We start from the raw sequence: 22,059 nt of genomic DNA, 5'->3' as shown, positions 1-22,059 counted from the left end.
GCCAATGCTGACCGCCATCCTCTGTGTTCTCGGCCTGATCGCCGGCGCCGCGCACGGCGAGATCGAAGCCTTCTTCGGCGCCCTCGCCGGTCTGGCTGCGGGCCTGTGGGTGTCGGCCCGCACCGCCGCGCGCGAGCGCGCAGTGCAGGAGCGGCTGCGCGAACTCGACGACAAGACGCGCTGGCTGTACGAGGCGCTGAAGGCGCGACCGGCAGCGGCAGCCGGCAAGGAAGCCACGAGCGCGGCGCCGGAGGATGCAGCGACACCGGCCGCCACTGAAGCGCCGCCTGCCGTCGCGCCAGCCGTGGTCGCGCCAGCAGCGGTCAGCACACAGGCCGCGCCGCTCGACGCGCTGCACGCCGAGGGCACACGCGTCGCCGCTCGACCGCAGCCGTCGGCGGCCGAGCGCGACGACATCACCCGGCCGCTCGCCACGCTGTGGTCGCGCCTGATGGGCAGCAATCCGCTGGCACGCATCGGCGTCATCGTGCTGTTCTTCGGCGTCGCGTCGGCGCTGCGGCTGGCCGCCCAGGCCGGCTGGCTGCCGCCCGAACTGCGGCTGGCCGGCACCGTTGCCGTCGGCGCCGCGCTGATCGTTTTCGGTCTGCGCCTGCCCGGTGAAGGGCCACGCCGCATGTTCGCACTGGCAATCCAGGGCGGCGGCTTCGCGCTGCTCTACCTGGCGGTCTATTTCGCGCTGGCGCGCTACGGCTTCATCGGGCCGGCCCCCGCCTTCCTGCTGTTCGCCGCGCTCGGCGTCGCCTGCGCGGTTGCCGCCGCGCGGCAGAGCTCGCAGGTGCTGGCGCTGCTCGGCCTGTCCGGCGCCTTCGTGGCACCGATGCTGGCGTCCAGCGGGCAGGGCCAGTACGTCGTGCTGTTCAGCTATTACCTGCTGTTGGACGCCTTCATCATCGCGCTGAGCTGGCGGCGCGCCTGGCGCGCACTCATCTTCGCCGGCTTCCTGTTCACCTTCGCGGTCGGCGCCGGCTGGGGCCTGCGCAGCTATGTGGCGGACGACTACCTCGTGGTGCAGGGCTTCCTGATCGCCTTCTTCGTGCTGTTCACCGCCACCCATGTCGCCCAGACGGTGCTGCGCGCGCCGGGCGCGGCCGGCTGGCAGTCCGGCAGCCTGCTGTTCGGCCCGCCGCTGGCGGCCGGCGTGCTGCAGGCGGCGCTGGTCCAGCCCTATGAATACGGCGCGGCGATCAGCGCAGCGCTGGCCGGCGTCTACTACCTTGGGCTGGCCGGCCTGCTGCGCCACCGCGCACCCGACGAAGTGCTCACCTTCCGCGCCCATGCCGGCATCGGCGCCGCGCTGCTGACGCTGGCCGTGCCGCTCGCATTCGATCTGCAGATGACCGCCGCGATCTACGCGGTCGAAGGCGCGGCAGCGCTGTGGTACGGCTGCGCCCGCGCCTCCCGCCTGACGTTGTGGGCAGGTGCTGCGCTGCAGGTCGCAGCCGGATTCTGGCTGGCCGCCTCGCTCGATACGCTGACCGTCGCCTGGCCGCTGCTCAACGGCCGCACGCTCGGCTGCCTGCTGCTGGCCGGTGCGGCGCTGTCCTCGGTGCGCGTGCTGCGCCAGACCGGCGCCGGCGCGGACTGGCTGCCGAAGGCGCTCACGCTGTGGCTGGCCGGCTGGTGGCTGTTCGGTGGCCTGGCCGACATCGACGACTTCGTGCCGCACGACCTGCAGCCGGCGATCGCGCTGCTGTTCGGCGTCGCCAGCGCCGCCTTCGCCGAACAGCAGGGCCGCGCCCGCGACTTCATCACCGCCCGCGCGCTGGCCGCATTGACGCTGCCCATCCTGTGGGCCGGCAGCCTGCTCGCCTGGGACCAGCACGGGCACCTGCTGTACGGTGCGATGGCGCTTGCGCTGCCACTGGCCTGGGCCACCCACCTGTGGGCGCTGCGCCGGCAGGACGAAGACGGTGCAGCGCTGCTGAACACCGCACGCCACGTCGCCACCGCGTGGACGCTGCTGCTGTCGGTCGGCATCGAAGCCGGTAGCTGGCTGGCCGACTGGCTGCCGGGGCAGGACCTGTGGGGCTGGCTGGCCTGGATCGCCGTCTGGCTCACGGCCGGCCGAGCGCTGCAATCGGCGCTTTCCGCTGACGGCGAGAACGCCGACGTCTGGCCCTGGGCCGCCGCACCCGAGGCCTATGCGCGCACCGTGCTGTGGCCGGTCGCCGGCCTGCTGCTGCTGACGGTCGTCGCGCTGCAGTTCGGCCACGACGGCGGCTCCGCCCTGCCCTATCTGCCGCTGGCCTCGGCGCTCGATCTGGCCAGCATGGCCGCGCTGCTGTGGCTGGCGCGCAGCCGCCTGCTGCCGCGACCGCTGGTCGGCGCGGCCGGTCTGCTGTGGGTGTCGGCACTGGCGGCGCGCGGCGTGCATCACCTCGCCGGGGTGGCGTGGTCGGCCGCCGCCATGTTCCAATCCACGCTGCTGCAGGCGACGCTGTCGCTGACCTGGGCGCTGACCGCGCTGGCGCTGATGGTGTACGCGACACGAAGCGGTGCGCGCACGCTGTGGTTCGCCGGTTTCGCGCTGCTCGCCGCCGTTGGCGCCAAGATGCTGATGATCGACCTGGCCGGTGCCGGCACGGTCGAATGGACCGGCTCGCTGCTGGGCATCGGCGCGCTCATCCTGATCGCCAGCTACGTCGCACCGGTGCCACCCGGCACGCTTCCAGATGAAGAGGACTCCCGATGAAAAGACTGCTCGTTCCTGCCGCACTCGCGCTGGCCGCACTCGGCCCTGCGCACGCCGCCGACATCAAGCCCGGCCTGTGGGAATTCAAGTCGGCCATGAGCATGCCGGGCATGCCCGACATGTCGGCGCAGATGGCGCGCATGCAGGAAGAGATGAAGAAGATGCCGCCGGAAGCGCGCAAGATGATGGAACAGCAGATGGCCGCCCAGGGCGTGGCCATGGGCAGCGGCGGCGCGGTCCGCGTCTGCATCACGCCGGACGACGCCAAGCGCAGCGACATCTACTCCGGCAAGAACGACGGCAGCTGCACCTACAGCAACGTCACGAACACCGCGAAATCGGTCAAGGGCAAGATCAGCTGCACCAACCCGAAAGCCAGCGGCGACTTCGAGGCGGTGATCGACAGTCCGACCCATTTCACGTCGAAAATGAACATGCAGTCAGCCGAGGGGTCGATGAAGGCTGATACCGACGCGCGCTGGATCGCCGCCGACTGCGGCGCGGTCAAACCGACCGCCCGCTGATCCGCCGACTGTCCGACCCGACGCTTTACCCGATTGCAGACCCAACGCTGAACAGGAATGAAGGATTCACTGCTGCGGACGCCACTGGCGGACGCGACCGGACAGCCCGCCCGTCCGCAGCCGCCTGAACAGCCCATGCACGCCGCACACCCCGAACACCCGCGCAACCGCCGGCGGGCCGACAGCCTCGCACCGTTCTCGCTGAACGTCGAGACCAGTCCGCTCGGCGATACCAGCCTGCATTTCCGCGTCCGCCCCAGCGGGTTGATTGCGCTCGTGCTGGCGCTGCTGATCCACGCGCTCGCGCTGTGGTGGGTGATGCGGCCGAAGGCGGAGCCGGAACAGCCGCTCGGTGCCAACCAGCCGATCAGCGTGCGCATGATCACGCCGGAGGCGCCGCGCAAGGCGGCGTCCGAACCGCCGCCCGCCGCGGCGCCGACTCCGCCTGCTCCCAAGCCCAAGAAGCAGCCGCCCAAGAAGCAGCGCGAGAAGGCCCGCAAGGCGCCGCCGGTGCCGACCGAACCGCCGATCGCCCGCGTTCCGGTGCCCGAACCCGCCCCTGCACCCCCGCCGCCCAAACCAGCCGTTGCACCGGACGCGCCGACCGACATGGCGTCCTTCGTCGCCGCTCAGCGCGAAAAGCGCCGACTGGCCGAAGAGGCCGCCGCCGGCGAGAACGCCGCCGCGCGCGCCCGCGAACAGGGCCCGTCGGCCGACGATATCGCTGCCGCCAACATCAAGCGCAACCTGCAGCAGCCGGGCACCAACGGCGTGTTCCAGATCACCCGCAAGAGCGTGCGCACCGCCGCCTTCGTATTCCGCGGCTGGACCACCGACGCCGGCAACGCGCGACGCGAATTCATCGAGGTCGACGCGGGCCTGAACGGCGACATCGAGCGCGCCGTCGTGCAGCGCATGATCGAACTGATACGCCGCTACTACAGCGGCAACTTCAACTGGGAATCGCTGCGCCTGGGTCGCACCGTCGTGCTGTCGGCACGGCCGGAACACCAGAAGGAACTGGAGGATTTCCTGATCAAGGAGTTCTTCCGGGTCGGTGCGCAATACCCGCCGTAGTCGCGCCGAGCGCCTGCCGTGCCGCAGCGCAGCTTGGTGACGGCATGGCGGACGCCCGATAATCCGGGCGCACACGGAGGATTTCACGATGCCGCGCCACCCCGCACTGCCGGACGACGAAGAGAACGGAATGACGGACGCCGAACCTTTCCGCGGCCTCGCCCGCTACGAGCGGCAGATGCCCATCCACCAGATTTCCTACTACCTGTGCGGCGAGATACGCGAACCGCACCACTACACCGACCTGTTCTACACGCTGCGCACCGCGGCCGAGACCGACCTGATCTACCTGCACCTGAATTCGCCGGGCGGCGAATTCGACACCGGCCTGCAGATCATCAACAACATCCGCGCCTCGGAAGCGCACGTGGTCACGGTGCTCGAAGCGCGCGCCTTCTCGATGGCCGCCTTCATTTTCCTGAGCGGCGACGAACTGGTGGTGCACGACAACTGCCAGCTCATGTTCCACACCTATTCCGGCAGCCTGGACGGCCGCGGCAGCGAACAGCAGGCGCAAGTGGCCGCCGTCAGCAGCTGGTTCGAGAAGATGACGACCCGGCTGTGCTCCCCCTTCCTCAGCGACAGCGAAATCAGCCGCATCCTGAAGGGCAGCGATGTGTGGATGGATTCCGACGGCGTGCGGCAACGGCTGATGCGGATGCAGCGCGCGCAGGCGCAGGCTGTCCGGCGCAGGGTGGCGAAGAAGGATTGAAAAGCGTCATCAGCATGAAATCGTCCCAGAAGAGAAGTAGTTGGAGCGACTGCTATGATTCAGCGCATAGCTCAATGCCAAAGGAGCTCTTCCGTGAAGCCCTCCGCCCTTGAAGCCATTGAGGCGACCTTGATGCAGTTGCCGCAGGCGGACCGTGTCCATCTCGCTGAACGTCTGCTGGCCAGCCTCGACGAAGAGGATGAAACCCTCGCCGAGTGGATTGCAGAGGCCGAGCGTCGCGCCGATGCCCATGACCGCGGTGAAATCGGGGCAATCAGCCTTGAAGATGCCCTGAGTCGCTTGCGAGCTGGCCTTCCCGGCCAAGCCGCCGAATGAAGGTCATCCTGCTTGAACCCGCACTGGACGAACTCACTGAGGCGCGTGATTACTACCTGAAGCAGGCCAGCGCGCGCATCGCGGCCGCCTTCGTGGAACAGTTCAACAACACGGCCTCCCTGATTCTGGCGCACCCCGAGCTTGGCAAGCCGGTCTCCCCACGCATGCGCGCCCTGCCGATCAGCCGCTTTCCGTATTCGGTCATCTACCGCATCACGTCCGACGCAATCATCGTGCAGGCGATCGCGCACCAGCGCCGCCGCCCGGCGTATTGGGCGCAGCGACGCTGACCCACGGTTTCAGCCTCCGCCGAACACCGTCTCCAGCGAGGGCTGCAGCATCGCGCCTTCGTCGCCCAGCCAGATCTGCCCTTCCTGCACGATGCACTGCAGGTCGGCGCCGCGCTGGGCGAGGCTGGCCAGGGCCTGGCTGTCGGCCGGAGTCAGCCGATACACGGTCAGGTTGGCCAGTTTCGACAAGGTGCCCTTCGACTGTTCCCACCACTGGCCGGCGGTGCGGCCGTAGTTCAGCACCACCACCTGGTCGGCGCGGGCGGCGGCCTTGCGCACCAGGCGCTCGTCCGGCAGGCCGACGTCTATCCACAGCCGGATGGCGCCGGTCAGGTCCTGGGCGTACAGGTCGGCTTCGTCCTCGGTGCTGAGGCCGCGGCCGAAGCGCAGGTCCTCGTCGGCGTGCAGCGCGAAGGCGAGCACGCGCACCATCATGCGTTCATCGCTCTCCGACGGGTGGCGGGCGACGGTCAGCGCGTACTCGCCGTAATGCGGCCGGTCCATGTCGGACACGTTCAATTTGATCTTGTAGATGGTGGATTTCAGAGCCATGGCCGACAATGTGCGCGATTCGAAAGACCGCACAGGATACCGACGTGAAGAAAACCGATCTGTACAAGAATGAAAGACTGAAGGTGGTGGCGCAGATGAAGCACGCCGCCGGGGCAAAAAGCGCGCTGGGCGCAGCGCCGGTCGTGGACCGCAAGGAACAGCGTCGGCTCGACGCCGAACGCGGTCTGGTGCCGTTCGCCGTGAAGATTCCGGCCGAGCTGGCGGCGCGCCTGCGCGACCTGGCGACCGAGCGCCAGGTGTCACTGAACGATCTGGTGGACGAGCTGCTGCGCAAGGCGCTCGACTGACGCGGCCGTGCTGCGCGCCATCTTCGTCCTCAATCTGGTGACGGTCGGGCTGTTCTATCTGCCCGGCTGGCTTGCGCTGCGCGTGCTGACGCTGGGCCGCTATCCGCCGCCGCGCGGCGAGCCGCACAGCGAGGAAGCGGTGGCGCTGTTCGGCTTCTTCGTCGCGCTGGCACTGCTGCTGCTGTGGTGGCTGGCGTGAGCGTGACGCTGGCCATCTGGGTCGATGCCGACGCCTGCCCGGCACCGGTCAAGGACATCCTGTTCCGCGCCGCCACGCGCACCGGCCTGCAGCTGACGCTGGTGGCCAACAAGCTGCTGCGCGTACCACCGTCGCCGCACATCCGCGCGGTGCAGGTGGCGCACGGCTTCGACGCGGCCGATCGCTACATCGAGGAAGCGGTGGGCGCGGGCGACCTGGTGATCACTGCCGACATTCCGCTGGCGGCCGCGGTGCTGGCGCGCGGCGCACACGCGCTGGAACCGCGCGGCGAGTGGTTCGCGCCGGGCACCATCCACGAACGCCTGCAGATGCGCGCGCTGATGAACGATCTTCGCGACAGCGGCGTCATGAGCGGCGGGCCGTCGGCGTTCTCCACCGCCGACAGTCGCAGCTTCGCCGCGGCGCTGGATGGCTTTCTCGCCCGGCTCAAGTGCAGTTGAACAGCGGCACATGAGCCGGTTCGCAGCGCATCCGGCATAAGCCGAACGCAATGCACCGCGCAAAAAATCAAATTTCAAGTCGCCCGGTCGCTTTCCTAGAGTGATTCAGCATCCGTGTCCGCGGATGTCGAAACCGGGGGAGATCGACATGACAACAAAGAGCTGGGCAGGCATTGCGGCAGTCGCCGCATCGACATTCATGTTCGCCGGCAGTGCGCAGGCGGCCGAAGGCGACTGGCTGGTACGCGTGCGCGCGCTGCACATGGACCCGTCGAACGACAACTCGACCACCGCCGTGGTCCCCGCGCTGGGCGAGGTGAAGGCCGAGGACAAGCTGTTCCCGGAAGTCGACATCAGCTACTTCTTCACGCCGAACATCGCCGCCGAACTGATCCTGACCGTCCCGCAGAAGCATGACGTCGAACTGGGCGGCGTGGACATCGGCTCGGTCAAGCACCTCCCGCCGACGCTGACGCTGCAGTACCACTTCAATCCGGCCGGCACGATCCGCCCCTACGCCGGCATCGGCCTGAACTACACGCGCTTCTCCAGCGTGAAGCTGGACGCCGGCACGGTGCTCGGCGGCAGCGTGCCGCTGAAGGTGGATCGCAGCAGCGTCAGCTGGGCAGCGCAGATCGGCGTCGACATCCAGCTCGCGCCGCAATGGTTCCTGAACCTCGACGCCAAGTACGTGAAGATAGACACCGACATAGCGGTCAAGGGCGCCGGCATTCCGGTCACCAAGCTGGATATCGACCCGCTGCTGCTGTCGGTCGGTCTGGGCTATCGCTTCTGATCGGCGCCGGCCGCGTCGAGGCAGGCCTCCAGCGCGGCCAGGCCGTCGGTCAGCGCGGCGATGCCCGGCGCCAGGATCAATGGCGACTTGATCTCGTACAGCCGGTCGTGGGCGACGGCCGGCACCTCGGCCCAGCCCGGCCGCGCACGCACGTGGTCGGGCTGGAATTTCTTGCCGCACCAGGAACCGATGATGATCTCCGGAGCGCGGGCGACCACGGTCAGCGGGTCTTCGATGCGCCGCTCCTTCGCGCTGTGGCGGCTGGCGAAATCGGCGAACACGTCCTCGCCGCCGGCCAGTTCGATCAGCTCGGACACCCAGCGGATGCCGGAAATGAGCGGTTCGTCCCACTCCTCGAAATAGACGCGCAGCCGGCGGCCGTGGCGGGCGACGCGCGCTTCGCCGCGAACACGCGCGTCATCGAGCCCGCGCCGCAGACCGGCTACCAGCGCCTGCGCCTCGGCCGTGCGGCCCACCAGCGCACCGGTCGTCACGATCATGCGCAGGATGCCGTCTATCGAACGCTGGTTGAACACATGCACTTCGACACCGGCGCGCACCAGGTCGCGGCACATGTCGGCCTGCAGGTCGGAGAAGGCCAGCACCAGATCCGGCTCGACCGCGAGAATGCGTTCCAGCTTGCCGGACGAGAAGCCGCTGATCTTCGGCTTGTCGCGGCGCGCCTCCGGAGGCCGCACGGTGAAACCGGAAATGCCGGCGATGCGGTCGGCCTCACCCAGCGCGTACAGCACCTCGACCGCCTCGGTGCATAGGCAGGCGATGCGTTCGGGATACAGCTCGCATGCGCTCATTTGCGGCCCGCCTTATGGCGCGCCTGTTCCAGCTGTTCGCACAGTTTCTGTGCACCGTCGAGGATGCGCGGCGTGTGCCGCTGCAGGATTTCCGGCGGAATGAAATAGAGGTTGTCGCCCTTCACCGCCGGCAGCGCGCTCCAGCGCCGCCAGGCGTCCAGCCACTCCGGCCGCGACTCGCCCATGCCGCTGGCGACGATGACCTCGGGCGCGGCCGCCAGCACCGCCTCTTCGGTCACCGTCGGCGCCAGTATCGGCAGGCCGGCGAACACGTTGCGCCCGCCGCACAGCGCCATCACGTCGGAAATCAGGTGCTGGCCGTTGATGGTCATCAGCGGCTTGTTCCAGATCTGGTAGAACACCGCGACCGGCGGCCGCGCTGCGTACTGCTTCGCCAGCGCGTCGCGCCGCGCGCGGAAGGCGCGCGCCGCCTCGTCCGCCTCGCGCGGCGTGGCAGCGATGCGGCCGAAGGTTTCGATCGCGCGCGCCACGTCATCCAGACTGCGCGGCTCGTTCACGAACACCGGTATGCCGAGCTTTTCCAGCTTGTCGTACTGCTGGTTGCGGTTGCCACTCTTCCACACGATGACCAGATCCGGCTTCAGCGCGACCACCGCCTCCATGTCCACCGAGGTGTAGCCGCCAACGCGCGGAATCGTCTTCGCCGCCTCCGGGTAGTCGCTGTACTGGGTTGCGCCGACCACCTTGCCGCCGGCGCCGGCGGCGAACAGCAGTTCGGTCACGTGCGGCGCCAGACTGACGATGCGCTGCGCCGGCGCGGCCAGCACCACGGTGCGGCCAGCGTCGTCGGTCAGCCGCAGTTCAGCCGCGACGGGCAGCGCCAGCGCGGCGAGCAGCAGGAAAAGTGCCTTCTTCATTCCGTCATCCTTCGATTCGATGTCCTGGTGCGGGCGCTCGTCTGACCGAACGAGCTCGGGCAATCAGCTCGCCGCGGTCAGAGGCTTCCAACAGAGCCCTCACCCACCTGTAGGAGCGGTCTTCCGACCGCGACAGCGCGGGGCGTACCTGCCGACGGTCGATCCACCGCTGACGTCGCGGTCAGAAGACCGCTCCTGTGGGGACGGCGCTCCTTATGTCGTCTATCGCCTGTTCCAGCCGCTGCCACTGCGCCTCGTCCTCCGGCAGACCGAAACGCAGCGCCGCCGGGGCGTCGAAATGGCGCAGCAGGATGCCGCGCCGGCAGAAGGCCTCGTTCAGCGCCGCGGCATCGGCGGTCAGCACGCGCTGGAAAAGCACGCAGCCGCTCACCGCGCCCCAGCCGGTCGTACGCAGCAGCGCTTCGAGCCGCGCCCCCTCGGTCGCCAGCCGCGCGCGCTGCTGCGCCTGCCAGTCGCGGTCTGCCAGCGCGCGCTGCGCCACCCAGCGTGATGGGCCGGCCACCGGCCACGGCCCGAGCCGCGCCGCCAGCGCGTCGCGCAACGACTGTTCGGCAAACATGAAGCCGACGCGCGCACCGGCCAGACCGAAGAACTTGCCGAGCGAGCGCAGCACGATCAGACCGGGCCGGCCAGCGTGATGCACCACGCTGGCTTCGGGCGTGGCGTCGATGAAGGCCTCGTCCACGATGAGCGTGCCGCCGCGCGCCGCCAGCCGCGCCTGCCAGTCCATCACCTGCGACGGCGGAAACAGCGTGCCGCAGGGGTTGTTCGGTTGCACCAGCAGCAGCACGTCGGTGTGGTCCACCGCCGCCTCGACCTCGGCCGGCGCGACCGCACGCACCGCGTGCCCGGCCTGCGTCCAGCCGTGCGGGTGTTCGCTGTAGGTCGGCGAAAGTATCGCCACCCGGCTGCGCGGGAACAGCGCGGGCAGCAGCTGGATCGCGGCCTGCGAGCCAGCCAGCGGCAGCAGCGCATCGCAGCCGTAATAGGCGGCGGCAGCGTCCTCCAGCCCGTCGCCGTCTTCCGGCAGGCGCTGCCACACGGATTGCGGCACCTGCGGCACCGGCCAGGGCTGCGGATTGATGCCGGTGGACAGGTCCATCCAGTCCTCAGGCGCGATGCCGTAGCGATCGGCGGCGACCCGCAGACGGCCACCGTGCAGCGGGCGGGCGGATGTCATGACAGATGCACTCCGAGGGCAAGCAGCAGCGCCACGGTGAGCCACAGGCGCAGCGCGCTGGCCACCAGCGTGACGGCGCGGTCGATATCGGCGGCGCCCGGCGCCGCACCCTCGCCCAGCGGCGGGCGCTGTTCGACCGCGCCGTGATAGACCGCTGCACCACCGAGCGACAGATGCAGCGCGCCGGCGCCAGCAGCCATTACCGGGCCGGCGTTCGGGCTGTCCCAGGCCGGTGCCTGCGCGCGCCAGCAGGCGAGCGCGCTGCGCGTCGCGCCGCACAGCGCATAGCTCAGCGCGGTCAGTCGCGCCGGCACGAAATTGAGCACGTCGTCGATGCGCGCCGCCGCCCAGCCGAAATAGCGCAGGCGCGGCGTGCGGTAGCCCCACATCGCGTCCAGCGTGTTGGCCAGCCGGAACAGCAGCGCGCCCGGCCCGCCCAGCAGCAGGAACCAGAACAGCGCACCGAACACCGCGTCGTTGCCGTTCTCCAGCACCGATTCGGTGGCAGCGCGCGCAACGCCGGCTTCGTCCAGCTGCGAGGTATCGCGGCTCACCATCCAGCCGACGCGGCGGCGCGCCTCGACCAGGTCGCCGGCGGCCAGCGGGCGCGACACGGCGTGCGCGTGCTCGCCCAGGCTGCGCGCGCCGAGGGCGAGATAGAGCAGCAGCAGGTCGGTTGCCACCTGCCAGGTCTGGCCCAGGCTGCGCAGCCAGATCGCCAGCAGCAACAGCGGCAGCACGGCCAGCGCCCACGCCAGCAGGCCGCTCAGCCGGGTCAGCGGATGGCCCTGACGTGCGACCACATTCATGCGCGCCTGCATCCAGCCGGCGAAGCGGCCGAAGCCGACCAGCGGATGCAGCCGGCGCGGCTCGCCGAAGCGGCGGTCGAGCATGACGCCGGCACAGGCGCACAGCGCCAGCACGACGAAGGGGTGCAGCGTATTCACGGCGCGCGCTCCGGCCACACGTTGTCGCCGATCAGCAGATCTTCCGGCAGCCGGCTGGCCCAGCCTTCGAGTTCGAGCATCGGCGCTTCGTAGAACGCATCGACGTGGCCGATGCACAGCACGGCCAGCGGTCGCGCGCCGTCCGGCATCTGCAGCAGCGCCGCCAGCTTCAGCGGGTCGAAGATGGACACCCAGCCCATGCCCAGCCCTTCGGCGCGCGCCGCCAGCCACATGTTCTGAATCGCGCAGGCGCAGGAAGCGACGTCCATGTCGGGCATCGTGCGGCGGCCGAACACGTGCTGCTCGCGTCCGCCGCACAGCGCGACCACCAGCAGTTCCCCGCTGTCGAGCACGCCCTCGACCTTGAGTCGCATGAACTCGTCCTCGCGCTCGCCGAGCGCACGCGCGGTGGCCAGCCTCTCCTCCTCGACCAGCCCGTGTATCGACCTGCGCAGCGCCGCGTCGGTGACGCGCACGAAACGCCAGGGCTGCATGTAGCCGACGCTGGGCGCGTGATGGGCTGCCCACAGCAGGCGACGCAGTACCGCCGGATCGACCGGGTCCGGCCTGAAATGGCGCATGTCGCGCCGCTCGGCGATGGCGCGATAGAGCGCGTCGCGGGCGTCGTCGGGGTAACGGTGGGCGTCGTTCGTTGCAGTCATGGTTCAGCGTCCGAACAGCGTGGCGACCGCGGCCGGAGCGGACGGGAAATAGAGGTGCAGGTAGCTCGCGGTGAGCCGGCCCCGACGATACACCGCCTCGCCGTCGCGGTCGTCCGGCGTGCGCGCACGCGCCAGCGGCGACAGCGGCGTGTCGGCGGTCGAATAGTGGAAGGTGTGGCCACGCAGCGCACCTTCCGGCAGCTCGACCTGCTGCAGGCCGAGCGCGGCCAGCCGCGTCTGCATGCGCACCGAGCCCGGCAGCAGGCCGGCGCCGGCGTGGCTGACGCCGGCCTTGTCGGTCAGCGTGTCGAACAGGCTCATCATGCCGCCGCACTCGGCCAGCAGCGGCCGGCCGGCGTCGACGTGGGCGCGCAGCGCGGCGTGCATCGCGGTATTGGCGGCCCAGCGTGCGGCGTGCAGTTCGGGGTAGCCGCCGGGCAGCCAGACGGCGTCGCAGGCGGGCAGCGCGGCGTCATTGAGCGGCGAGAACTCGACCAGTTCGGCGCCGAGTGCGCGCAGGCAGTCAAGGTTGGCCGGATAGATGAAACAGAAGGCGTCGTCGCGCGCCAGCGCGATGCGCACGCCGTCGAGCAGGCGCGGCGGCGGCGTGCGCTCGACCGGTGCGAACGCCACCGCCGGCGGCAGGTCGGCCGCGGTCGATGCGCCGAGCAGTTCGGCAGCGATGTCGAGCCGGGCGTCCAGCCCTTCGATCTCGGCCGCCGGCAGCAGGCCGAGGTGGCGCTCCGGCAGCGCGATGCGCTCGTCGCGCGGCAGGCCGCCGTACCAGGCGATGTCGGCCGGCAGGCTGTCGCGCAGCATGTCGATGTGGCGGGCCGAGCCGACGCGGTTGGCGATCACTGCCGTCAGGTTCACGCCGTCCCGGTAGTGCTTCAGGCCGTGCGCCAGCGCGCCGAAGGTCTGCGCCATCGCGCGCGCGTCGATCACCGCCAGCACCGGCAGATTGAAGCGACGCGCAATGTCTGCACTGGACGGGCTGCCGTCGTGCAGGCCCATGACCGACTCGACGAGGATGAGGTCGGCTTCGCCCGCCGCGTCGTACAGCCGCGCGGCGATGTCGGCGTCGCCGGTCATCCACAGGTCGACATTGCACACCGGCGCGCCACTGGCCAGCGCGTGGATCTGCGGATCGAGGAAGTCAGGCCCGCACTTGAACACGCGCACGCGGCGACCGCGCGAACGGTGCAGCCGTGCCAGTGCGGCGACCACCGTGGTCTTGCCCTGACCGGACGCGGGCGCCGCCACCATCAGCGCCGGGCAGTGCCGGACGGCGGAAGACACGCTCACCACTCCAGCCCGGGCATCGCCTTCACGCCGGCCTTGAAGGCGTGCTTCACCATGGTCATGTCAGTCACCGTGTCAGCCGCCTCGACCAGTTCCGGCGGCGCGGCACGGCCGGTCACGATGACGTGCTGCATGGTCGGACGTGCGGCGAGGTCGGCGAGGACGTTGGCGACGTCGAGATAGTGGTACTTCAGCGCGATATTCAGTTCGTCCAGCACCACCAGGCCGATGGCCGGATCGCGCAGGAAGGCGCGCGCCTGCTCCCAGGCCGCTTCGGCAGTGGCGACGTCGCGCGCGCGGTTCTGTGTTTCCCAGGTGAAGCCCTCGCCCGACACATGCCACTGCACGTCCGGCTGACGGCGATAGAAGGCTTCCTCGCCGGTGTCGGAACGCCCCTTGATGAACTGCACCACGCCCACCTTCATGCCGTGGCCGAGCGCGCGCGCGACCACACCGAAGGCGGCGCTGGACTTGCCCTTGCCGGTGCCGGTATTCACCACCAGCACACCGCGCTCGACCTGCGCCGCGGCAATGGCCTGGTCCACCACGTCCTTCTTGCGCTTCATGCGTGCTTCATGGCGTTCGTCAAGATCGCTCATCACATCCTCCACTCATTCTGTCCTCACGCCGGCACGAAGTAGCGCCGGCCATCGTCGCGCAATTCCTTCAGCGGATGGCAGAAGGCGCGCGACAGCACCTCCGCCTGCAGTACCTCGTCGACCGGCCCGCATACCCATTCGCCGCCGCCGGTCAGCAGCAGCGCGCGGTCGGCGAAGCGCAGCACCTGGTTCAGGTCGTGCAGCACCGCCACGACTGCCCGCCCTTCGTCGCGCGCAAGTCGTGCGAACAGCTCGAGCGTTTCGATCTGGTAGTCGAGATCGAGGTGGGTGACCGGTTCGTCCAGCAGACAGACCGGCGCCTGCTGCGCCAGCAGCGCGGCGATCGCCACGCGCTGCCGCTCGCCGCCGGACAGCGTGCGCACCTCGCGCAGTTCGAAGCCGCGCAGCGACACCGCCGCCAGCGCGGCCAACGCGATATCGACATCGGCGTCGCTCTCGTCGGCCCAGCGGCCGATGTGCGGATGCCGGCCGACCAGCACGGTGTCGAGCACGGTGGAGGCGAAGTGGTCCTCCTGCGACTGCGCCAGCAGCGCCCGCCGCTTCGCCAGATCGCGCGCCGGCCAGTCGGCGAGCGCGCGGCCGGCCAGCGTCAGCGTGCCGGCGGCAGGCGGACGCAGCCCGGCCAGCGTGGTGAGCAGCGTCGACTTGCCGATGCCGTTACGGCCGACGATGGCCAGCAGTTCGCCCGGTCGCACGTCGAGGTCGAGCCCGGTGCACAGCGCGCGCCCGGCCACCGACACATCGAGTTCGCGAGCGCGCAGGATGGCGTTATCGCTCATCGGTGGCGGTTCAGCAGGAACAGGAACACCGGCACGCCGAGCAGCGCGGTCAGCACGCCGACCGGTAGCTGGGCCGGCGCGATGACGGTGCGCGCCGCGGTGTCGGCCAGCAGCAGCAGCGTGGCGCCGGCCAGCGCACTGGCCGGCAGCAGCAGGCGCTGGTCGTTGCCGAAAGCGAGCCGGATCAGGTGTGGCACGACCAGACCCACGAAGCCGACCGAACCGACCGTGGTGACCGCGATCGCGGTCAGCGCCGACGCCAGCAGATAGACGACCAGACGCAGACGCGCCACCGGCACGCCCAGCACCTGGGCCGTGCCATCGCCGCGCGCCAGCAGGTTGAGGTCGCGCGCCAGCGGCGCACAGGCGACCAGCCCGGCCAGCAAGGCGGCAACCGCGACGCCGGGACGGCTGGCCGTACTGGCGTCGCCCATCAGCCAGAACAGCATGCCGCGCAGCGATTGTTCGCTCGCCACCGCGAGGATGAAAGACACCGCTGCGCCACAGCCGGCCGATACGATGACGCCGGTCAGCAGCAGACGGGTCGGCGTGCGGCTGCCCTCGCCGTGCGCCAGACCGAACACCAGCGCCATTGCCGCCAGCGCACCGGCAAAGGCGGACAGTTCGAGCAGCATGCCGGCGGCGCCGACCAGCATGGCCAGCAGCGCACCCACCGCAGCGCCGCCGGAAATGCCCAGCACATAGGGATCGGCCAACGGATTGCGCAGCAGCACCTGCATCAGCGCGCCGGCCAGCGCCAGCAGACCGCCGCAGGCGGCGGCGGCCAGTGCGCGCGGCAGGCGCAGCGAGCGCACGATGTCGCCCGCCATGCCGGCGTCGCCACCGGTGGCGATCTGCCACAGCTCGGCCGCGCTCACCGCCACGCTGCCCACCGCCAGCGCCAACGCGAAGGCCGCGCCCAGCGCCAGCAGCAGCGCCGGCAGCACCCAGACACGGCGCCGCTGCGCGCGCAGTGCGACAGGCGACGGCAGGGTGGTGGCGGGCGGGTGGCTGCTCATCGCGTGAGTTTACCGGTCAGCTCGGCCGCGTTCAGAACTGCGGCGTGTAGCGCAAGCCGGCGAACACGCTGCTGCCGGCCGTGTTGTAGCCGAACACGGTGGTGTAGTCCTTGTCGGTCACGTTGTTCACGCGCGCTTCAAGTGCCACCTCGGGTGACAGCTTCCAGACGGCGAACAGGTTCAGCAGCGTGTAACCGCCGAGCCGGCGCGTTTCGTCGGCGTTCGAGTAGCGGTCACCGGTGGTCTGGATCTCGATGCCGACGCGGCCGCGCGTCATGTGCTGGATGACGCGCAGCTGGCCGGTCTGCACCGCGCGCCGTTGCAGGCGGTCGCCGCTGTCCTGGTCGGTCGCATCGAGCAGGTCGACCGAACCCTGCAGCTCGGTGTGGCCGAACAGATAGGTCGATCCGTCGAAGGTCATGCCGCGCAGACGCGCCTCGCCGACGTTGCGCGCCTCCGACACGCCGGGCGACACGGTGACCGTGTTGATCAGGTTACGCACCTTGTTGTCGTAGACGGTCAACGCCGCGCGCGAGCCCTTGCGCTGCCACACCACGCCCGCCTCCTTGTTGCGCGACGACTCCGGCGCCAGATCCGGATTGCCGAAGCCCGGGAAGAACAGCTGGTTGAAGGTGGGCAGGCGGAAAGCCGTGCCATAGCCGCCATGCAGCCGCCATTCATCGGTCAGCCGATAGCCATAGGCCACGTTGCCGGTGGTCTTGTGCTGCGAGCTGGTGCTGTAGCGGTCGTGGCGGGTATTCAGCTGCAGGCTGTGGCGGTCGATGGCGCCGGACCAGCCGAGCTGCAGCGAATCGATCTTGCGTTCGGTATCGATGTTCACCGCGGTCGGCGTGGTCGACAGCACGTCCTGCTCCAGCCGCTCGACGCTACCGAACAGCGCACCCAAAGGCAGCTTCACGCGTGCCTCCAGCGCGTGGCTGTACTGCTCGGTGCGGAAGTGATTGCCGAGCGGCGAAGTCCGCGCGTAGCTGATGAAATCCTCGACCGAGCGGCCGCTGCGCAGCGTGGTCGACACGGCATCGTTCCAAGCGTGGGTCAGATACACGGTCGCGCTGTCGTTGTCGAAATCATTGCGTGTGTTCGGGAAGCTCAGGCCAGAATCGAATTCGTTGTAACCCTTGCTGGCCAGCGCGCTGACGCCGATCTCGGTGCCGGCGTGCGGCGTGAAGCTCAGGCTGCCGCTGAAGTTCTGGTTCAGGTAGCCGTCGCGGTCCGGGTTGTGGGCGCGCCGCGCCACCGATACGCCTTCATTGATGCGCGGACTGGTCGAACTGAAGCCGCGGCTGCTGCTGACGCCGGCGCCCAGCGCGAAGCGCCAGCGACCGTCGCCGCCGCGCACGCTGGCGCTGCCCTCGGAGCTGCCGTAACTGCCGCCGCCGGCGAATACCTCGCCCTGCAGGCCGTCGTCGCCACGGCGAGTGAAGATCTGGATCACGCCACCGATCGCGTCGGCGCCGAACACCGCGGAGGCCGGACCGCGCAACACTTCGATGCGCTCGATCTGCGACAGCGGCAGGTATTGCAGCGCGGCGGTGCCGCTGGAACCGGAGCCGACGCGCACGCCGTCGATCAGCACCACGGTCTGGCGAGAGTCGCTGCCGCGGATGAAGTAATCGACGCTGGCGCCAGCGCCACCGTTGCCGCTCATCTGGACACCCGGCTGGCGCGCCAGCAGTTCGGTCAGCGTGGACTGCCCGGCCGCCTCGATCTGTTCGCGATCGATGACACTGACGTCGGACAAAGTGTCCGACACGCGCTGCTCGACGCGGGTTGCGGTGACGACGACCGGCTCCAGCACGTGCGTCTGGGCGGAAACGGAGGAGGAAAGAAGGCCGGCGCCGGCAAGCAGCGCGGCGACCGTGGTACGGCTGTGCATTGTTATGTGCTCCCTGCAGCCATCGCCCGTCCCCGAACGACGGCAGTCTCATGAAGTCATGGCACAGGGGACAACAACGCAGGCAGCCTGCAGCGGGCCGCATCCGTCGCGATGCCGCACCCCGGGCATGACCGCTCGTGCATCCGTGGCCGGTATCCGGGCTCGCAGCTGCGACGACCGGCGGAGTGCCGCGTGTCGCGATGCACGGCCTTCCCAGGCGCGAGGCCCAGTGGCATGAACGTGCATCGAATCTGCTTACCGTTGCGGGGGCAGCGCAGGCCTTGCGAGCGGGGCTCGCTCACCTGCTTCCCGTTTAACCCTGTGCCGCGGCACAGGGCACCTCGAACGCAGTGCCGCCGCAGCGGCACCGGCGCGCACGATACCACCGGGCGGCGGAAGGCCCAAACCGTCGGGCGGTGCGGCGTCCGGTATCGAGATCCAGAGCAGGTTTCGGCCGCATCGCGGCCAGGGCCGCTCCCACAAGAGGTGTCCGATTCGCGGACTGAACCAGGGCGGGGTTCTGTGGGAGGGGTCTTCTGACCCCGACAGCAGCCTGCATCGAAGCCTGCGGACCGCGACGGCCACGGCCACTCCCACAGAAGTCAGGCACGCCAACGCTGAAGACGGCGCGTCCCGACCTTGGGAGCGTTCAGCGGAATCCGCACATCCGGTCGATGTCGATCTCCGCTTCGATGCAGTCGGCCAGCCGGTCGAGGCTGGTTTCGCGCAGCGCCTGCAGGTCGAGTGGCTCGGCCGCTTCGAGGCCGGCCCAGGCGAGCAGTGCGGCGCAGGCTTGGGGCGCATCGAACAGGCCGTGCAGATAGGTCGCCATCAACTGACCGTCGACCGAGCGCGCGCCGTCCGGGCCATGCGCCAGTTCGACCGCCGGCCGCGCCAGCGCCGGGCCTGTGCTCACGCCCATATGGATTTCGTAGCCGCGCACCGGCTCGCCGCCCGGCTGCAACCGGCCCTCGACGACGCGCAGCTGCTTTTCCGCCTCCAGCGTGGTGTCGTAGTCGAACAGGCCGAGCCCGGCGACGCTGCCCGGTGCGCCTTCCAGTCCCTGCGGATCGTGCAGCGTGCGACCCATCATCTGCATGCCGCCACAGATGCCGAGCAGGCGACCACCGTAGCGCAGGTGGCGGACGATCTGCGCGTCCCAGCCGTGCGCGCGCAAGGCGGCGAGGTCGCCCTGCACGCTCTTGCTGCCGGGCAGGATGACGAGGTCGCAGGCCGGCAGCGGTCGGTCCAGCGGCACGAACATCAGATCGACCTGCGGATGCGCGCGCAGTGCGTCGAAATCGGTGTGATTGCTGATGCGCGGAAACACCGGAACCGCGACGCGCAGCCGCGCCGCCTCACCCGCCGCGGTCTGCTGCGTCTGTATCGCGTCCTCGGCGTCGAGGTGCAGACCTTTCAGCATTGGCAGCACGCCGAACACCGGCAGACCGGTGCGCCGCTCCAGCCAGTCTTCGCCCGAACGCAGCAGCGCGCGGTCGCCGCGGAAGCGGTTGATGACGAAGCCGCGCACCAGCGCACGCTCCTCATCGGACAGACAGTCCAGCGTGCCGACCAGATGGGCGAACACGCCGCCACGGTCGATGTCGGCGACGATGACCACCGGACAGCGGTTGGGCAGCGCGAAACCCATGTTGGCGATGTCGCGGTCGCGCAGATTGATTTCCGCCGGACTGCCCGCGCCCTCGACCACGACGAAGTCGTACTGCGCGGTCAGCCGCCGCCAGGACTGCATCACCGCGTCCATCGCGACCCGCTTGTAGTCGTGGTAGGCGCGCGCTTCCATGTTTGCCAGTGCGCGGCCATGCACGATCACCTGGGCGCCGGTGTCGGAGTTGGGCTTCAGCAGCACCGGGTTCATGTCGGTGTGCGGCGCCAGCCCGCAGGCCTGGGCCTGCAGCGCCTGGGCGCGGCCGATCTCGCCGCCGTCGGCGGTGACCGCACTGTTCAGCGCCATGTTCTGCGGCTTGAACGGCGCCACGCGCACACCGCGCCGGTGCAGGCTGCGGCACAGGCCTGCGGCGACAGTGCTCTTGCCGGCGTCCGACGTGGTGCCCTGGATCATCAGCGCGTGCGGCGCAGCGCCGTTCACGGATGTGCTCCCAGCTTGTCGCGCAGCTGCGCGGCGGCGCGCTCGCTCGCCACCAGCACCAGCTTCATCATTGCCCGTGTGGCGCCGACGAAGAGCTTGCGCAGCGTGCGTTCGTCCAGCGTTTCGAAATCGATTTCGGCGAGGATGACCGCCGGCGCCGACTGCCCCTTGAAGCGGTACACCGATTCGATCAGCACCTCACCGCCGGAATACTCCGGCTGGCCGAGCAGGTCGTACTGGCCGGTGAAGCTGCGCAACGCGTTGGCGCCGAGCCGGTCGTGACGCAGCAGTTCCGACTGTTCGCGGCCGCGCCAGCTGATGATGGCGACGTCCTGCGCATGAAAGCCGGCGGCGAAGCACAGGCGTATCGCCTCCTTCACGCGGGTGGTCAGCGGATGGGCGGTGTCGTAGGCGAGCAGCTCGACCTCATCCGCCTCGAACGGCGATGCCGCCTCGATATGCTCGGCGGCCGGCAGCAGCGCCTGCAGCATGCGCACCACCGGTCGCGGGCTGCGGAAATTGCTGTGCGCGCGCAGCGTCACCCAGCCCGGCAACTCGATCGGCGGGCGCGCATACAGGTTCTGCATCGGATCTTCGAGCCAGATGCGACGCGCGTCGTCGTCGGCGTGGCGCCACAGCTGCTGCGCCCAGTCGGCGGAAAAGTCCTGACCTTCGTCGACGATGACGGAATCGAAGCGCAGGTCGTCCGGCACCTCAAGCTCGCCGGCGCGCGCGATGAGCGCGTCGAAGGCATCCGGCTTGGCGTAATCGGGCCGCTCGCCGTGCGCGGCGAGCACGCGTTCGCACAGGTGGTGGAAGGTGCAGGCCAGGCCGCCTTCCGGCGCGATGTGCGCGAGATGGTCGGCCAGCGGGCGGTTGAAACAGACGTAGAGCGGGCGGCGGCCGGCCGCGATGGCGGCGCTGTACTCGGCCAGCGCCAGCTGGGTCTTGCCGGAACCGGCGGTGCCGACCACACGCAGCCGGTAGGGGTCGAAGTCGAGCGCGCGCGCCCACTGCGACAGGCCGCCGGCAACGCGGGTGATGCGCTCGCGCGCGATGCCCAGCCGCGCGGCAACGTCCGGCTCCAGCTTGATCTCGTCGCGCAGGAAGCGGTGCACCTCGGGCGCGTGTCCGCTGTGTTCGCCCGGCGGCAGGATGGCGCGGATGCGCGGTATCAGCTGATCGCGCACCGCGGCGTCGACAATGCGCTCAGGCTCGATGCCGGCGGTATGCGCCTGGCGCACGAAGTAGTCCGGGCAGTACAGCAGGTACTCGATGCGCGGCACGGGGCCGCCGAGCCGCGCGGCCAGCCGTGCCTGCAGCGCGGTGCGCGAGCGCGCGATGCCGACCGCGACATTGCGGTCGCGACCGCGCCGGCGCGAACTGAGACCGTGCGGGCCCTCTTCGAGGAAGCCGCTGCGCTGTTCGATGGCCAGCAGCTCGCCGGCGGCATTCACAACGACGAAGTCGATGTCGCCGTAGATCGAGAAGCCGCCCTCGTCCAGCCGCGTCCAGTGCACACCGTGATAGACGGTGTAGGCGGCCGGCAAGCCACGCTCGAGCAGCGCCAGCGTCGCCAGCTCGCGTTCAGCCGCGCCGCCGGCCTCGCCCGCCGCGAGTTCTCGCCAGCCGTCGGGAATGACTTTCGCCACTGCAGGATCCTGATTTGGAAAGCCGCGAGCTTACACGGCCAGCGGGCTGTTCTTATCCACAACATCTGTGGACAAGATGCAGTGCGTCGTCGCGACACCCGCGCCAGCTGAGGGTGTCAATAGGGTTGCCTCATTTTTGGGCAGGTACGTCAAAGCCGGGGGATTCACCTCCGGCTGCGTCGCGCACCGATGACCATGACATGGATCGCGGC

The 22,059-nt window shown here is 69.6% G+C and carries 23 protein-coding genes and 1 riboswitch; of the genes, 10 read left to right on the top strand and 13 right to left on the bottom strand.

Translation table 11 applies throughout. The features are described from left to right. Nucleotides 1–4 precede the first annotated feature (4 nt). From AC51BJ_RS10225 to AC51BJ_RS10200, 6 genes are all read left to right on the top strand, one after another. A complete protein-coding gene (locus tag AC51BJ_RS10225) occupies nucleotides 5–2,713 on the top strand; it encodes a DUF2339 domain-containing protein (protein ID WP_496280140.1) in 2,709 nt (902 codons plus the stop codon). After that, nucleotides 2,710–3,237 (top strand): DUF3617 domain-containing protein, encoded by a 528-nt coding sequence (locus AC51BJ_RS10220; RefSeq protein WP_019916186.1) that lies wholly within the window; start codon nucleotides 2,710–2,712, stop codon nucleotides 3,235–3,237. The genes AC51BJ_RS10225 and AC51BJ_RS10220 overlap by 4 nt, the downstream gene beginning before the upstream one ends. Before the next feature lie 57 nt (nucleotides 3,238–3,294). Further along, complete coding sequence (locus AC51BJ_RS10215) at nucleotides 3,295–4,314, top strand: hypothetical protein (protein ID WP_430435526.1); 1,020 nt, start codon at nucleotides 3,295–3,297, stop codon at nucleotides 4,312–4,314. 88 nt (nucleotides 4,315–4,402) lie between these two features. Further along, on the top strand, nucleotides 4,403–5,026 hold the full coding sequence (locus AC51BJ_RS10210; protein ID WP_430435527.1) for a Clp protease ClpP: 624 nt from the start codon (nucleotides 4,403–4,405) through the stop codon (nucleotides 5,024–5,026). A 93-nt stretch (nucleotides 5,027–5,119) separates the two neighbouring features. Continuing rightward, the gene (locus tag AC51BJ_RS10205; RefSeq protein ID WP_430435528.1) at nucleotides 5,120–5,362 is read left to right on the top strand and encodes an addiction module protein; all 243 of its coding nucleotides are present in this window, start codon (nucleotides 5,120–5,122) and stop codon (nucleotides 5,360–5,362) included. Beyond that, nucleotides 5,359–5,652, top strand: a complete 294-nt coding sequence (locus AC51BJ_RS10200; protein ID WP_430435529.1) for a type II toxin-antitoxin system RelE/ParE family toxin — start codon at nucleotides 5,359–5,361, stop codon at nucleotides 5,650–5,652. Before AC51BJ_RS10205 ends, AC51BJ_RS10200 begins: the two co-directional genes overlap by 4 nt. Before the next feature lie 9 nt (nucleotides 5,653–5,661). Here AC51BJ_RS10200 and AC51BJ_RS10195 read toward each other — a convergent pair whose 3' ends face one another. Then, nucleotides 5,662–6,204: a YaeQ family protein gene (locus AC51BJ_RS10195; RefSeq protein WP_496280139.1), complete on the bottom strand. Its 543-nt coding sequence runs from the start codon at nucleotides 6,202–6,204 to the stop codon at nucleotides 5,662–5,664. A gap of 44 nt (nucleotides 6,205–6,248) precedes the next feature. Here AC51BJ_RS10195 and AC51BJ_RS10190 point away from each other — a divergent pair, with 44 nt between their 5' ends. The 4 genes from AC51BJ_RS10190 (at nucleotide 6,249) to AC51BJ_RS10175 (ending at nucleotide 7,968) form a co-directional block, all read left to right on the top strand. After that, entirely contained in the window at nucleotides 6,249–6,512 is a 264-nt protein-coding gene (locus AC51BJ_RS10190) for a hypothetical protein (RefSeq protein WP_020166296.1), read from the top strand. 7 nt (nucleotides 6,513–6,519) lie between these two features. Then, nucleotides 6,520–6,711: a hypothetical protein gene (locus AC51BJ_RS10185; RefSeq protein ID WP_496280138.1), complete on the top strand. Its 192-nt coding sequence runs from the start codon at nucleotides 6,520–6,522 to the stop codon at nucleotides 6,709–6,711. Between the two features lie 2 nt (nucleotides 6,712–6,713). Continuing rightward, complete coding sequence (locus AC51BJ_RS10180) at nucleotides 6,714–7,172, top strand: YaiI/YqxD family protein (RefSeq protein ID WP_430435669.1); 459 nt, start codon at nucleotides 6,714–6,716, stop codon at nucleotides 7,170–7,172. A 148-nt stretch (nucleotides 7,173–7,320) separates the two neighbouring features. Further along, a complete protein-coding gene (locus tag AC51BJ_RS10175) occupies nucleotides 7,321–7,968 on the top strand; it encodes an OmpW/AlkL family protein (RefSeq protein WP_496280137.1) in 648 nt (215 codons plus the stop codon). On the opposite strand, the gene AC51BJ_RS10170 is transcribed toward AC51BJ_RS10175, so the two are convergent. From AC51BJ_RS10170 to AC51BJ_RS10115, 12 genes are all read right to left on the bottom strand, one after another. After that, nucleotides 7,956–8,780 (bottom strand): cobalamin-binding protein, encoded by an 825-nt coding sequence (locus AC51BJ_RS10170; RefSeq protein WP_496280136.1) that lies wholly within the window; start codon nucleotides 8,778–8,780, stop codon nucleotides 7,956–7,958. The genes AC51BJ_RS10175 and AC51BJ_RS10170 overlap by 13 nt on opposite strands. Beyond that, nucleotides 8,777–9,658 (bottom strand): cobalamin-binding protein, encoded by an 882-nt coding sequence (locus AC51BJ_RS10165; protein WP_430435534.1) that lies wholly within the window; start codon nucleotides 9,656–9,658, stop codon nucleotides 8,777–8,779. Before AC51BJ_RS10165 ends, AC51BJ_RS10170 begins: the two co-directional genes overlap by 4 nt. A 181-nt stretch (nucleotides 9,659–9,839) precedes the next feature. Continuing rightward, entirely contained in the window at nucleotides 9,840–10,859 is a 1,020-nt protein-coding gene (gene cobD, locus AC51BJ_RS10160; protein WP_496280135.1) for a threonine-phosphate decarboxylase CobD, read from the bottom strand. Next, nucleotides 10,856–11,824: an adenosylcobinamide-phosphate synthase CbiB gene (gene cbiB, locus AC51BJ_RS10155; RefSeq protein ID WP_430435536.1), complete on the bottom strand. Its 969-nt coding sequence runs from the start codon at nucleotides 11,822–11,824 to the stop codon at nucleotides 10,856–10,858. The genes cobD and cbiB overlap by 4 nt, the downstream gene beginning before the upstream one ends. Further along, nucleotides 11,803–12,468 (bottom strand): 5,6-dimethylbenzimidazole synthase, encoded by a 666-nt coding sequence (gene bluB / locus AC51BJ_RS10150; RefSeq protein WP_430435537.1) that lies wholly within the window; start codon nucleotides 12,466–12,468, stop codon nucleotides 11,803–11,805. The genes cbiB and bluB overlap by 22 nt, the downstream gene beginning before the upstream one ends. 3 nt (nucleotides 12,469–12,471) lie before the next feature. After that, nucleotides 12,472–13,734: a cobyrinic acid a,c-diamide synthase CobB gene (locus AC51BJ_RS10145; RefSeq protein ID WP_496280278.1), complete on the bottom strand. Its 1,263-nt coding sequence runs from the start codon at nucleotides 13,732–13,734 to the stop codon at nucleotides 12,472–12,474. Between the two features lie 35 nt (nucleotides 13,735–13,769). Further along, complete coding sequence (cobO, locus tag AC51BJ_RS10140) at nucleotides 13,770–14,369, bottom strand: cob(I)yrinic acid a,c-diamide adenosyltransferase (RefSeq protein ID WP_430435538.1); 600 nt, start codon at nucleotides 14,367–14,369, stop codon at nucleotides 13,770–13,772. Nucleotides 14,370–14,392: 23 nt separating this feature from the next. After that, nucleotides 14,393–15,169: an ABC transporter ATP-binding protein gene (locus AC51BJ_RS10135; RefSeq protein WP_496280134.1), complete on the bottom strand. Its 777-nt coding sequence runs from the start codon at nucleotides 15,167–15,169 to the stop codon at nucleotides 14,393–14,395. Then, nucleotides 15,166–16,188, bottom strand: coding sequence for a FecCD family ABC transporter permease (locus AC51BJ_RS10130; RefSeq protein WP_430435540.1), 1,023 nt, complete (start codon nucleotides 16,186–16,188; stop codon nucleotides 15,166–15,168). The genes AC51BJ_RS10135 and AC51BJ_RS10130 overlap by 4 nt, the downstream gene beginning before the upstream one ends. 31 nt (nucleotides 16,189–16,219) lie before the next feature. Further along, nucleotides 16,220–18,085 (bottom strand): TonB-dependent receptor domain-containing protein, encoded by a 1,866-nt coding sequence (locus AC51BJ_RS10125; RefSeq protein WP_496280133.1) that lies wholly within the window; start codon nucleotides 18,083–18,085, stop codon nucleotides 16,220–16,222. A 130-nt stretch (nucleotides 18,086–18,215) separates the two neighbouring features. Beyond that, nucleotides 18,216–18,444: riboswitch (cobalamin riboswitch) on the bottom strand. A 290-nt stretch (nucleotides 18,445–18,734) separates the two neighbouring features. Beyond that, nucleotides 18,735–20,168 (bottom strand): cobyric acid synthase, encoded by a 1,434-nt coding sequence (locus tag AC51BJ_RS10120; protein ID WP_496280277.1) that lies wholly within the window; start codon nucleotides 20,166–20,168, stop codon nucleotides 18,735–18,737. Between the two features lie 23 nt (nucleotides 20,169–20,191). Next, nucleotides 20,192–21,847, bottom strand: a complete 1,656-nt coding sequence (locus AC51BJ_RS10115; protein WP_496280132.1) for an ATP-binding domain-containing protein — start codon at nucleotides 21,845–21,847, stop codon at nucleotides 20,192–20,194. Between the last annotated feature and the right edge of the window lie 212 nt (nucleotides 21,848–22,059).

Source organism: Methyloversatilis sp. S146-33, assembly GCF_059552495.1.
The sequence above is the reverse complement of the archived record's forward strand: the minus strand, read 5'-3'. Positions and strand labels throughout refer to the sequence as shown.

What these genes read in the sequence shown, in the direction of transcription:
- AC51BJ_RS10225 (WP_496280140.1), top strand. Translation starts at nt 5, where the DNA reads ATGCTGACCGCCATCCTCTGTGTTCTCGGCCTGATCGCCGGCGCCGCG.
- AC51BJ_RS10220 (WP_019916186.1), top strand. Translation starts at nt 2,710, where the DNA reads ATGAAAAGACTGCTCGTTCCTGCCGCACTCGCGCTGGCCGCACTCGGC.
- AC51BJ_RS10215 (WP_430435526.1), top strand. Translation starts at nt 3,295, where the DNA reads ATGAAGGATTCACTGCTGCGGACGCCACTGGCGGACGCGACCGGACAG.
- AC51BJ_RS10210 (WP_430435527.1), top strand. Translation starts at nt 4,403, where the DNA reads ATGCCGCGCCACCCCGCACTGCCGGACGACGAAGAGAACGGAATGACG.
- AC51BJ_RS10200 (WP_430435529.1), top strand. Translation starts at nt 5,359, where the DNA reads ATGAAGGTCATCCTGCTTGAACCCGCACTGGACGAACTCACTGAGGCG.
- AC51BJ_RS10195 (WP_496280139.1), bottom strand. Translation starts at nt 6,204, where the DNA reads ATGGCTCTGAAATCCACCATCTACAAGATCAAATTGAACGTGTCCGAC.
- AC51BJ_RS10175 (WP_496280137.1), top strand. Translation starts at nt 7,321, where the DNA reads ATGACAACAAAGAGCTGGGCAGGCATTGCGGCAGTCGCCGCATCGACA.
- AC51BJ_RS10170 (WP_496280136.1), bottom strand. Translation starts at nt 8,780, where the DNA reads ATGAGCGCATGCGAGCTGTATCCCGAACGCATCGCCTGCCTATGCACC.
- AC51BJ_RS10165 (WP_430435534.1), bottom strand. Translation starts at nt 9,658, where the DNA reads ATGAAGAAGGCACTTTTCCTGCTGCTCGCCGCGCTGGCGCTGCCCGTC.
- cobD (WP_496280135.1), bottom strand. Translation starts at nt 10,859, where the DNA reads ATGACATCCGCCCGCCCGCTGCACGGTGGCCGTCTGCGGGTCGCCGCC.
- bluB (WP_430435537.1), bottom strand. Translation starts at nt 12,468, where the DNA reads ATGACTGCAACGAACGACGCCCACCGTTACCCCGACGACGCCCGCGAC.
- AC51BJ_RS10145 (WP_496280278.1), bottom strand. Translation starts at nt 13,734, where the DNA reads ATGGTGGCGGCGCCCGCGTCCGGTCAGGGCAAGACCACGGTGGTCGCC.
- cobO (WP_430435538.1), bottom strand. Translation starts at nt 14,369, where the DNA reads ATGAGCGATCTTGACGAACGCCATGAAGCACGCATGAAGCGCAAGAAG.
- AC51BJ_RS10135 (WP_496280134.1), bottom strand. Translation starts at nt 15,169, where the DNA reads ATGAGCGATAACGCCATCCTGCGCGCTCGCGAACTCGATGTGTCGGTG.
- AC51BJ_RS10130 (WP_430435540.1), bottom strand. Translation starts at nt 16,188, where the DNA reads ATGAGCAGCCACCCGCCCGCCACCACCCTGCCGTCGCCTGTCGCACTG.
- AC51BJ_RS10125 (WP_496280133.1), bottom strand. Translation starts at nt 18,085, where the DNA reads ATGCACAGCCGTACCACGGTCGCCGCGCTGCTTGCCGGCGCCGGCCTT.
- AC51BJ_RS10120 (WP_496280277.1), bottom strand. Translation starts at nt 20,168, where the DNA reads ATGATCCAGGGCACCACGTCGGACGCCGGCAAGAGCACTGTCGCCGCA.